Source organism: Canibacter zhuwentaonis, assembly GCF_018531145.1.
GTDB lineage: Bacteria > Actinomycetota > Actinomycetes > Actinomycetales > Microbacteriaceae > Canibacter > Canibacter zhuwentaonis.
On record NZ_JAHDSZ010000015.1, the window covers coordinates 1 to 10,656 of the forward strand.

The 10,656-nt window shown below is 48.2% G+C and carries 8 protein-coding genes; 4 read left to right on the forward strand and 4 right to left on the reverse strand.

Annotated elements, in window-relative coordinates:
* Positions 1-839 precede the first annotated feature (839 nt).
* Together KJY78_RS06230 and KJY78_RS06830 are read right to left on the reverse strand one after the other, a co-directional pair.
* Entirely contained in the window at positions 840-1,061 is a 222-nt protein-coding gene (locus KJY78_RS06230) for a hypothetical protein (RefSeq protein ID WP_214337747.1), read from the reverse strand.
* 160 nt (positions 1,062-1,221) lie between these two features.
* On the reverse strand, positions 1,222-4,233 hold the full coding sequence (locus KJY78_RS06830; protein WP_214337748.1) for a SpaH/EbpB family LPXTG-anchored major pilin: 3,012 nt from the start codon (positions 4,231-4,233) through the stop codon (positions 1,222-1,224).
* Positions 4,234-4,303: 70 nt separating this feature from the next.
* Here KJY78_RS06830 and KJY78_RS06240 point away from each other — a divergent pair, with 70 nt between their 5' ends.
* Positions 4,304-5,113, forward strand: coding sequence for a SpaH/EbpB family LPXTG-anchored major pilin (locus tag KJY78_RS06240; protein ID WP_214337749.1), 810 nt, complete (start codon positions 4,304-4,306; stop codon positions 5,111-5,113).
* Here KJY78_RS06240 and KJY78_RS06245 read toward each other — a convergent pair.
* On the reverse strand, positions 5,055-6,854 hold the full coding sequence (locus KJY78_RS06245) for a hypothetical protein (RefSeq protein WP_214337750.1): 1,800 nt from the start codon (positions 6,852-6,854) through the stop codon (positions 5,055-5,057). The genes KJY78_RS06240 and KJY78_RS06245 overlap by 59 nt on opposite strands.
* Positions 6,775-7,779: a SpaH/EbpB family LPXTG-anchored major pilin gene (locus KJY78_RS06250; protein ID WP_348771219.1), complete on the reverse strand. Its 1,005-nt coding sequence runs from the start codon at positions 7,777-7,779 to the stop codon at positions 6,775-6,777. Before KJY78_RS06250 ends, KJY78_RS06245 begins: the two co-directional genes overlap by 80 nt.
* A 146-nt stretch (positions 7,780-7,925) precedes the next feature.
* On the opposite strand from KJY78_RS06250, the gene KJY78_RS06255 reads away from it, so the two are divergent.
* The 3 genes from KJY78_RS06255 (at position 7,926) to KJY78_RS06265 (ending at position 10,622) form a co-directional block, all read left to right on the forward strand.
* Positions 7,926-9,551 (forward strand): DUF5979 domain-containing protein, encoded by a 1,626-nt coding sequence (locus tag KJY78_RS06255; RefSeq protein ID WP_214337752.1) that lies wholly within the window; start codon positions 7,926-7,928, stop codon positions 9,549-9,551.
* A 122-nt stretch (positions 9,552-9,673) separates the two neighbouring features.
* Positions 9,674-10,138: a SpaH/EbpB family LPXTG-anchored major pilin gene (locus KJY78_RS06260; protein ID WP_214337753.1), complete on the forward strand. Its 465-nt coding sequence runs from the start codon at positions 9,674-9,676 to the stop codon at positions 10,136-10,138.
* Complete coding sequence (locus tag KJY78_RS06265; protein ID WP_214337754.1) at positions 10,065-10,622, forward strand: isopeptide-forming domain-containing fimbrial protein; 558 nt, start codon at positions 10,065-10,067, stop codon at positions 10,620-10,622. Before KJY78_RS06260 ends, KJY78_RS06265 begins: the two co-directional genes overlap by 74 nt.
* The last annotated feature ends 34 nt before the right edge of the window (positions 10,623-10,656 follow it).

Sequence of the window (10,656 nt, forward strand, 5' to 3'; positions counted from 1 at the left end):
AGCACGCAGACGGTTACGGGCTCGTGTGTAACACTCACGTGCTGGGGGCAACAGCCGGCAGGTGGTTTGATTGTTCTGCTGTCAGCCCCTGCAGGCTGGTTGGTGCGCCACCCGGGCCACCACCCGGCACAGGGTCTGGGGTTGACTGTACAAGAGGTGTGGGGTGTTCGAGTCCACCTCTGGAGAGTTAAACCAAACAACCCCACCGCTCTAATATACACACGCAAAAAAAAAAAAAAGGGGGGGGGGGTGAATTAGACTAGTCCACACTCCTCTTGGGGAGTTAAACCAAATAGTCCTACTACCTTAAAATATACGCGTACACATACAGGGGGGGGGGAAGGCTGTAAAATAAATACTTTGATATTTGTAAAGACGCATTCAGATAAAAGTGGTTTAGCTCTTACCGGTCAGACCTTCATTTTCACCGCTATTCCTTCTGACGCTACGTTTCGTGTTGTTCCCCGTAAAACCACGCTAACAGCCTCGTTCACCTCTGTAGGGAATGTACACAATGATGTTACCGTGGTGGTGACAGGTGAAGTACTATGCATCAACCCTGGTGGACAAGGGGACAGGCGTACTAATCTTAGGTTTACTCTGAAATACAGTGAACGGGTAGGTAACAAGTGGTCTGATAAGGTTTTGCATAACATGGTTGAGAGTGGTAGCGATTGTGTGATAACCATTGTTAAGCGGGCTGTTCTAGCACTCTTCCTGGAGAGTTAAACCCCATAACCTCGCCACTCTTGTACAACTGGCATGATAAACACTAAACCAGCACAAAACCACACCATGTAAAAACCCCACCATACACAGCCGCACACTGCCAGTACGCGCTACAAACCCACTCTGACAATAAGCGAGACTGTGACCCTCTTGTTTGTGACATTAAACTGCGTTCTTGAAGTGTTATTTCCCTGGTTAGCGTCTGTAAACGTCGCGCTAGTGGTTGCAGTGAAACTTCGGCTGTTCTCAGCAAAGAATCCTGCTTTGCCTGTAACGGTTACTTTAATGCTGCCTCCGGCTGGAATCTGCGGTATGGTTGCTGGAGAACACAAGTTTCGAAAGAAACCTTTTAACGCTAGAGAACCAGGCGATTTAAACACCCAAAAAAACGTGTGTGGTGGTGGGTGTGAAAGGGTGGGTGTTGTGTGAATCTAATCACACAACACCCACCTGCTTTTTTGGTTCAACCTATTAGTGAGTATAGGAAGTTTGTTAATGTTGCATATTGTTTTTGTTTGCGGTGAGTTTTCGTTTCCTGTGTACTATAGCAACGGCTGCTATTCCAGCTGTTATGAGTATTCCACCGGTTGTTAGCATGATTGTTTGACCTTGTGCGCCGGTTAGAGGAAGCGCGGGAACAGTGACTTTGCTGTTGTAGACAGTTACTGTTGCAGGGTTAGCTAGAGTGTTATCTTCACCCACGGTAACCGGCGTACACGTTGTGTTAAGCACGTATCCGGTTGGGGCTTTAATTTCTTTTATGCTGTATTTGCCGGCTTTAACCGCAATGGGTGAAACTAGTTTACCCGTATCAACGGTTATAAGGGTTTCTTGTAGGTCTACTTTAGTTGTGCAGGTTTCGTCTTTGTAGAGTTCGAAGGTTGCGCCTGATATTGCGGTTGTGGTGCCTGTAACGTATTTTTGGATATCAAAATACCCGAAAAAGATAGTTGGTGCGCCACCCGGGCCACCACCTGGGTCTGTAGGGGTTTGCTGTGTAGTGCCACCTCCATCAGAAGTTTCGATCTTCACCTTAGCGGTGTTTACAATCTTCCCGGGATCGTTTACTGTGGTTGTGATTGTGAATGTAACAGTTTCACCTCCTGTAAGATTTTCTGGGTTATCTAAGCTGCCTTCTAGGGTTCGGTTTCCGTTTCCTGTGGCGGTAACGGTTACATTAACCTCCATGCCGTCTACCTGCGCGGTAGTGGGTGCAACGTATTCTAGGCCTTCCTGTAGCTGGTCTGTGAAGCTTACCTCTGTGAACATTTCACCTTGTTGGAGTTCTGGTAGTACTTGTGTGATAGTCCAGGTGACACTGTCACCGAGTTTTGTGGCGTTTGTATCGTCTAGGGTTTTAGTTGGTTTATTGCTAACAGTGTTTTTTGGGTAGACGTGTACGTTATAGTTCCACGTGTTGTTGCCGTTTGGGCGGGGGATGGTAACAATAAAAGGCGCAGCCTTTTTAACCACACCAGCAGGAGCATTGGTTTCTGTAACCAGATAAGCACCAACAGCAAGACCATCGAATGTGGCTTCCCCGTTAGGGTCTGTTGTTCGGGTAGTTTCAGACCCCATAACTACCCTGTTTTTAGCATCGTCCGGGGTTAGGGTTTTAAGCGTTTCCCAGTCGGTGTTTTGTGTGAGATCAAGATCGAGTTTTTGAATCTTAAACTCTACCCCAGCAATCGCATCCCCCGCAGGGTTTTCAATCTGTCCTGTGCCGGGGCGGCCTTGAAGGGTTTGCTGTTTATGCTTGTGCACAATGGTTGTTTCGGTGGATACTTCGATTGGTATTTTTTCAACCTCCAGCCGTATTGTGGCGGTGCGTGAGCTGGTGATGTTTGATTCTGTTACCACAATAGGTGTATTCGTTTTCCATCTCCAACCAGCAGAAACCATACCCTTGTTAAGAGTTATCACACAATTACTACCCACATCAACCATGTTATGCAAAACCTTATCAGGCCACTTGTTACCTACCCGTTCATTGTATTTCAGAGTAAACATGAAAGGACGCGTGTCCCCTTGTCCACCAGGGTTGATGCATAGTACTTCACCTGTCACCACCACGGTAACATCATTGTGTACATTCCCTACGGAGGTGAACGACGCTGTTAGCGTGGTTTTACGGGGCACAACACGAAACGTAGCGTCAGAAGGAATGGCGGTGAAAGGTTCTCTCGCATCATCAGCACGGGAATAAGTTTTAAAGTCAATGTAACTGAAATCTAAAACCCCATCAGCGGTAGTTCTGACCGTATAAGATGTGTTGGGTGTGCCTGTGACTGTTCCTGTTATGTTAAGTTCCTCAAAAAGCTGGTACTCACCGCCGTCCTTGTAGTGTTTGTTGGGGATTGGGAAACTACCAGTTAGCGTGCGCAACTGTTGATTATAACTCCATTCAAAACCATCTTGTGTGCATTGCGACCGGTTTGTGCAGTCCTTATCTAGCCGTATTGTGCTGGTGCGTGGTGTGGTGATGTTTGATTCTGTTTGGGTGATCCGGTCAGGTGTTTTCCATCTCCAGCCTGCTGGAACATCACCCTTGTTAATGGTTATCACACAATCGCTACCCGCATCAACCATGTTGTTTAATTCTCTGTTCCATTTGCCGCCTGTTAGTTCGTTGTGTTTTAGAGTAAACATCAGAGGTTTCCTGTCTTGTCGCGTTTGGGGGTTAATGCATAAAACCTCGCCTGTTACAACAACCTGTCCTTCGGTGAGTCCCACAGGTGTAAACGAGGCTGTTAGCGTGGTTTTACGTGGTACAACACGAAACATAGCTTGAGAGGGAATAGCGGTGAAATTAGCTCTCTCGGCAACACCACCAAGTTTGCCGATAGAAAACTCAATCACTCCGTTAGCGGTAGTCCTAACCGTGTGAGATCCAATACGGTCTGTGGCAGTACCCGGTATTGTAATAATCTCAAACAGTTGCCCACCGCCAACAAATTTATCGTGATAAACCTTATAACTAGCTTGTAGCACACGCGACTGTGGGTTGTAACTAAAACTGTAACCGAAAGGGCAAGTAAACCTGGTTGTGCAATCCTGCGTAAAAACGCCTCTTGTTAACGCCTCGGGTGATATTTCAAATCCTTGCGGTAGTGTAACAGCAACGTTAACTGTAACCGTATAATGAGTTTCTCCGTTGAGGGTGATGGCATCTAAAAGATCGTATTTTGTTTCATCATAGTCTGTGTATACACTGATGCTGATAGTTTCACCGGGATGGTATTGGTTTTGTCCGTTAATTTCGGTTCTAGTTTTAATTAGACCCTCTAAAAATGTGGTGCGGTTTATTCCGGCCGGTAGTTGTGTAGTGTGCGGGGGGTTTGTTGCTGGTTTGGTTTTGCTTGTGTTGTTTGCACCAGTGTTGTTTGGTTGTAGGCTTGTGGTAGTTGTGGTGGGTTTAACAGGTTCACCACCTGCTACTTGCAGCATGGTGTTTTGCCCGGCTGCAACACCCACCCCAACGGTTTGCCCTGTTTGGTAAACCACCCGAACCACCCGGTACAGGGGGTTTGCCGCGCCCGGTGATATTGACACAAACCAGCGGGGTTCGATTATTGTGCACAAACACAAACAACAAGGCCCTCCAGGTGCTCCAGGCACAGGCCAACCTGAAAACCCCGCCCCTCGAGGGGATGCGATTGCTGGGGTAGAGTTTAAGATTCAAAAACTCAATCTTAATCTCACAAAAAACAACGACTGGATGACGCTTAAAAATTTAACCGTTGATCAAGCTAAAAACAGGGTAGTAGCGGGGTTTGAAGCTACCCGAACAACAGACGATAACGGGGAAGCCACATTCGAGAATCTTGCTGTTGGTGCTTATCTGGTTACAGAAACCAATGCTCCCGCTGGTGTGGTTAAAAAGGCTGCGCCTTTTATTGTTACCATCCCCCACCCAAACGGCAACGCGTGGAACTATAACGTACACGTCTACCCAAAAAACACTGTCAGCAATAAACCATCTAAAACCCTAGACGCTACAAACGCCACAAAAATCGGTGACAAAGTCACCTGGACTATCACACAAGTACTACCAGAACTCCCACAAGGTGAAACATTCACAGAGGTAAGCTTCACAGACCAGCTACAGGAAGGCCTAGAATACGTTGCACCCGCTACCGCGCAGGTTAACGGCACGGAGGTTGGTGTAACCGTTACCGCCACAGGTGATGGAAACCGAACCCTAGAAGGTAGCTTAGATGACACAGCAACCCTCAGGGGAGGTCAGACTGTTACATTCAAAATCACAACCAAAGTAAACACCCCCGGGAAGATTGTAAACACCGCCAACGTTAGAATCACAACCTCTAATGGAGGAGATACCACACCTGTTGTAGCTGATACGTCGACTGGGTTGCTCCCTTAAACTCCCAACCGTTGGGGGCTGCCCTGTTGCGTACTGTTACTGTGCAGTTGCTTCCAGCCCATACTATTTGATGTATAACTTGGGGCGCTCCTGCGCCGTTAACAAGCGCAGCGTAGTTTAGCGTGTACGTGAACGTAGCGTTATGCTTAAACGGGGTAACACAGTTGATACTACCCGACACTGTCACAACACCACTAGCGGGGTGTTCTCCTTCGGGTTTTACAATGAGTGAGACTGTGACCCTTTTGTTTGTGACATTAAAACTTGCTCTTGAAGTGTTATTGTTTTGGTTAGCGTCTGTAAACACTGCGCTAGTGGTTGCAGTGAAACTTCGGCTGTTCTCAGCGAAGAACCCTGCTCTACCTTTAACGGTTACTTTAATGCTGCCTCCGGCTGGAATCTGCGGTATTGTTGCTGTTACCGTGTGACTGTTTGCGTTGTACACCCACTGGGCAGGGCATATGGCACGCCCTGTGGCCTGGCATATTGAGTTTACTGTAGCGGGTGTTTTTACAAACCCGTTCTTTGGTAGTTGGATTGTGACGGGGATGTTACGTGCTTCATAGCCGCTGGCTTTGATTGTTGATATTACTTGTACAGGTTGGCCTGCGGCTACTGTGGGTGTGGGGGTGGTTGTTTCGGTGGATACTTCGACTGGTATTTTTTCAACCTCCAACCGTATTGTGCTGGTGCGTGGTGTGGTGATGTTTGATTCTGTTTGGGTGATCCGGTCAAGTGTTTTCCATCTCCAGCCTGCTGGAACAGCGCCTTTAACAATGGTTATCACACAATCGCTACCTGCATCAACCATGTCATGCAACACCCTATCCCACCTGCCGTTTGCTAGCTGGTTGTGTTTCAGAGTAAACATCAGAGTTTTCCTGCTTGGCTGGCCACCAGGAAAAGTACACACAACATTACCGCTGACAACAACCTGTCCTTCGGTAAGCCCTACAGGCTGAAACGAAGCCTTCAACACCGTTTTACGGGGTACAACCCGGAACGTGGCTTGAGAGGAAGTAGCGGTGAAATATTCTTGCACATCATTAACACGAGAATTGGTTTTAAGGTCAAAATAAATAAAATCTAAAAGCCCGTCAGCAGTAGTCCTAACCGTGTGGGATGTGTTGGGTGTGCCTGTTACTGTTCCTGTTATGTTAAGTTCCTCAAAAAGCTGGTACTCACCGCCGTCCTTATAGTGGGGGGTGGGTGTGGGGAAACTACCTGTGAGCGTGCGTGATTGTTGATTGTAACTATATTCAAAACCATCCGCCATACATGCCCGCTGGTTTGTGCAGTCTCTTGTGAAGGGGCCTCTGTTGAGTGTTTCATTTGAGATTGTAAACCCGGCGGGTAGTTGAACATTGAAGTTAATTTTAACAGTATACGAATCCTGATTGGATTGAATATCCTGCACCTCCTGATACGCCGCATCGTCATACCTGAATGACACTTGGATGCTAGCTGCTTCACCGGGGTAGTATTCTGTTTTGTCGGTTGTTGTTGTGGTTGTGACTAGATCCGTGATGGTGGTGCGGTTTATTCCGGCTGGTAGTTGTGTAGTGTGCGGGGGGTTTGTTGCTGGTTTAGTTTTGCTTGTGTTGTTTGCACCAGTGTTGCCTGGTTGTAGGCTGGTGGTAGTTGTGGTGGGTTTAACAGGTTCACCACCTGCTACTTGCAGCATGGTGTTTTGCCCGGCTGCAACACCCACCCCAACGGTTTGCCCTGATTGGTAAACCACCAGGGCCACCACCCGGCACAGGGTCTGGTGTTGACTGTGTGGTATCTCCTCCATTAGAGGTTTTGATTGTAACGTTGGCGGTGTTTACAATCTTCCCGGGATCGTTTACTTTGGTTGTGATTTTGAATGTAACAGTTTCACCTCCTGTAAGATTTTCTGGGTTATCTAAGTGACCTGCTAGGTTTCGGCCTCCGTCACCTGTGGATGTAATGGTTACATCAACCTCCGTGCCGTCAACCTGCGCGGTAGCGGGTGCAACGTATTCTAAGCCTTCCTGTAGCTGGTCTGTGAAGCTTACCTCTGTGAATGTTTCACCTGGTTGGAGTTCTGGTAGTACTTGTGTGATAGTCCAGGTGACACTATCACCGATTTTTGTGGCGTTTGTAGCGTCTAGGGTTTTAGATGGTTTATCGCTAACAGTGTTTTTTGGGTAGACGTGTACGTTATAGTTCCACGCGTTGCCGTTTGGGTGGGGTACGGTAACAATAAAAGGCGCAGCCTTTTTAACCACATTAGCGGGAGCATTGGTTTCTGTAACCAGATAAGCACCAACAGCAAGACCATCGAATCTGGCTTCCCCGTTATCGTCTGTTGTTTTAATAGTTTCAAACCCTACTAGCCTGTTTTTAGCAGCGTCCGGGGTTAGAGTTGCTAGCGTCATCCAGTCGTTGTTTTTTGTGAGATCAAGATCGAGTTTTTGAATCTTAAACTCTACCCCAGCAATCGCATCCCCTCGAGGGGCGGGGTTTTCAGGTTGGCCTGTGCCGGGACGGCCTTGAGGGGTTTGCTGTTTGTGTTTGTGCACAATAATCGAACCCCGCCGGTTTGCGTCAATATCACCGGGCGCGGCGGCGTTAGCCGGTTGTGTAAAGATCAACCCACCCGCAACCAACAGCTTACTAAAACAACCACACCACACCCCCACACACTACACAACTACCGGCCGGAATAAACCGCACCACCATCACAGATCTAGTCACAACCACAACAACAACCAGCAAACAACAATACTATCCCGGCGAAGCAGCTAGTATCGAAGTATCATTCCGGTATAACAATACGGCGTACCGGATGGTTGAGCAGATAAATGATGCATCAAGTTTTTATACTATTAACGTTAACTTCAGTGTTCAACTACCCGCCGGGTTTGCAATATCACAAGAAACACTCACCAAAGGCCCCTTCAAAACGAGGGATTGCACAAACCAGCTTGCTTGCACATTGGCTGGTTTTCAATCAACTTATGATGCAACAACACGCACGCTAACTGGTAGTTTAAGTTCTTATCACAGTAAGGACGACGGCGCGGCACAGTTGTTTAATGACACTGTTCTAATAAAAGGTACTGCAACAAACCATATCGGGTCTCACACGGTTACCACTACCGCTGACGGAGTGATTGAGTTTCCTATCGGCAAACTTGGTGGTGTTGCCACTTCAAAACCTTTCACCGCTGTTGCTTCTCAAGCCACGTTTACGATTATTTCTCGTAAAACAGTGTTGAAAGCCTCGTTTCAGCCTGTGGGGCTTACCGAAGGACAGGTTGTTGTAAGGGGTGATGTTGTGTGTACTTTTCCTGGTAGCCAGCCAAGCAGGAAAACTCTGATGTTTACTCTAAAACACAACGAACTAACAGGCGGCAAATGGGACAGAGAATTAAACAACATGGTTGATGTGGGTAGTAATTGTACGATAACTCTTAACAAGGGTATGGTTTCTGCAGGCTGGAGATGGAAAACACTTGACCGGATCACCCAAACAGAACAAAACATCACCAGCTCACGCACCGCCACAATACGGCTGGAGGTTGAAAAAATACCAGTCGAAGTATCCACCGAAACAACTGCCACACCAACAGTAGCTGCAGGCCAACAAGTACGGGTAATATCAACAATCAAAGCCAGCGGCTACCAGGCGCGTAACATCCCCGTCACAATCCAACTACCCCGGGACGGGTTTGTAAACACACCCGCCACAGTAAACTCGGCATGCCAGGCTACAGGAGGTGCTCGCTGCCCCGGTCAGTGGGTGTACAACGCAAACAGTCACACGGTAACAGCAACAATACCGGTCATTCCAGCCGGAGGCAGCATTAAAGTAACCGTTACAGGCAAAGCAGGGTTCTTCGCTGCTAACAGGCGTAGTTTCATTGCAACCACTAGCGCAGCGTTTACAGACGCCAACCAAAACAATAACCGTTCACAAGCAAGCTTTAATGTCACAAACAAAAGGGTCACAGTCTCACTCATTGTAAAACCCGAAGGAGAACGCCCTGCTAGTGGTGTTGTGACCGTGACGGGTAGTATCAACTGCGTAACACCGTTTCAACATAACAATACTTTCACGTACACGCTCAATTATGCTCGGCTTGTTAACGGCGCAGGAGCGCCCCAAGTTATACATAAAATAGTATGGGCTGGAAGCAACTGCACAGTAACAGTACGCAACACAACAGCCCCCAACGGCTGGGAGTTCACCAGCCAAACCCCGTTTGCGTATCAACTGCAACAGGTTATGATGGACGCCACAGTTCAACACACAGTTCGTTTACAACGCAAATTCATGGCCGTAGCACCACCACTACCACTCACCGGCGGTGTCGCAACCGACTGGCTATATTTAACCGGAGCAGGTGTACTCGCAGTAGGTGTTACAGCCGGGCTTGTAGCACGCCGACGGCTACAGGCTCGCGTGTAACACCCACAAGCAGCAGCAACAGGCGGGTGGTTTGACCGTTCGGGTGTCAGCCCCTGTAGGCTGGCTAACACCGGCGGGTGGTTTTGTGTGGTTGTTTTAGTAAGCTGCTGGTTGCGGGTGGGTTGATCCTTACACAACCGGCTAACGCCGCCGCGCCCGGTGATATTGACACAAACCAGCAGGGTTCGATTATTGTGCACAAACACAAACAACAAGGCCCTCCAGGTGCTCCAGGCACAGGCCAACCTGAAAACCCCGCCCCTCGAGGGGATGCGATTGCTGGGGTAGAGTTTAAGATTCAAAAACTCAATCTTAATCTCACAAAAAACAACGACTGGATGATGCTTAAAACCCTAACCGTTGACGCTGCTAAAAACAGGCTAGTAGGGTCTGAAACTACCCAAACAACAGACAACAACGGGGAAGCCACATTCGAGAATCTTGCTGTTGGTGCTTATCTGGTTACAGAAACCCAGGCTCCCGCTGGTGTGGTTAAAAAGGCTGCGCCTTTTATTGTTACCGTACCCCACCCAAACGGCAACGCGTGGAACTATAACGTACACGTCTACCCAAAAAAACACTGTTAGCGATAAACCAACTAAAACCCTAGACCATACAAACGCCACAAAAATCGGTGATAGTGTCACCTGGACTATCACACAAGTACTACCAGAACTCCAAAATGGTGAAACATTCACAGAGGTAAGCTTCACAGACCAGCTACAGGAAGGCTTAGAATACGTTGAAACTACCGCGCAGGTTAACGGCATGGAGGTTAATGTAACCGTTACCGCCACAGGAAACGGAAACCGAACCCTAGAAGGCAGCTTAGATGACACAACAACCCTCAGGGGAGGTGAGACTGTTACATTCAAAATCACAACCAAAGTTAATGGCTCCGGGAAGATTGTAAACACCGCTAAGGTGAAGATCGAAACTTCTGATGGAGGTGGCACTACACAGCAAACCCCTACAGACCCGGGTGGTGGCCCGGGTGGCGCACCAACCAGCCTGCAGGGGCTGACAGCAGAACAATCAAACCACCTGCCGGCTGTTGCCCCCAGCACGTGAGTGTTACACACGAGCCCGTAACCGTCTGCGTGCT

Excerpts from the sequence above, each read along its gene's own strand:
- KJY78_RS06255 (WP_214337752.1), top strand. The coding sequence starts at position 7,926 with ATGGTTGAGCAGATAAATGATGCATCAAGTTTTTATACTATTAACGTT.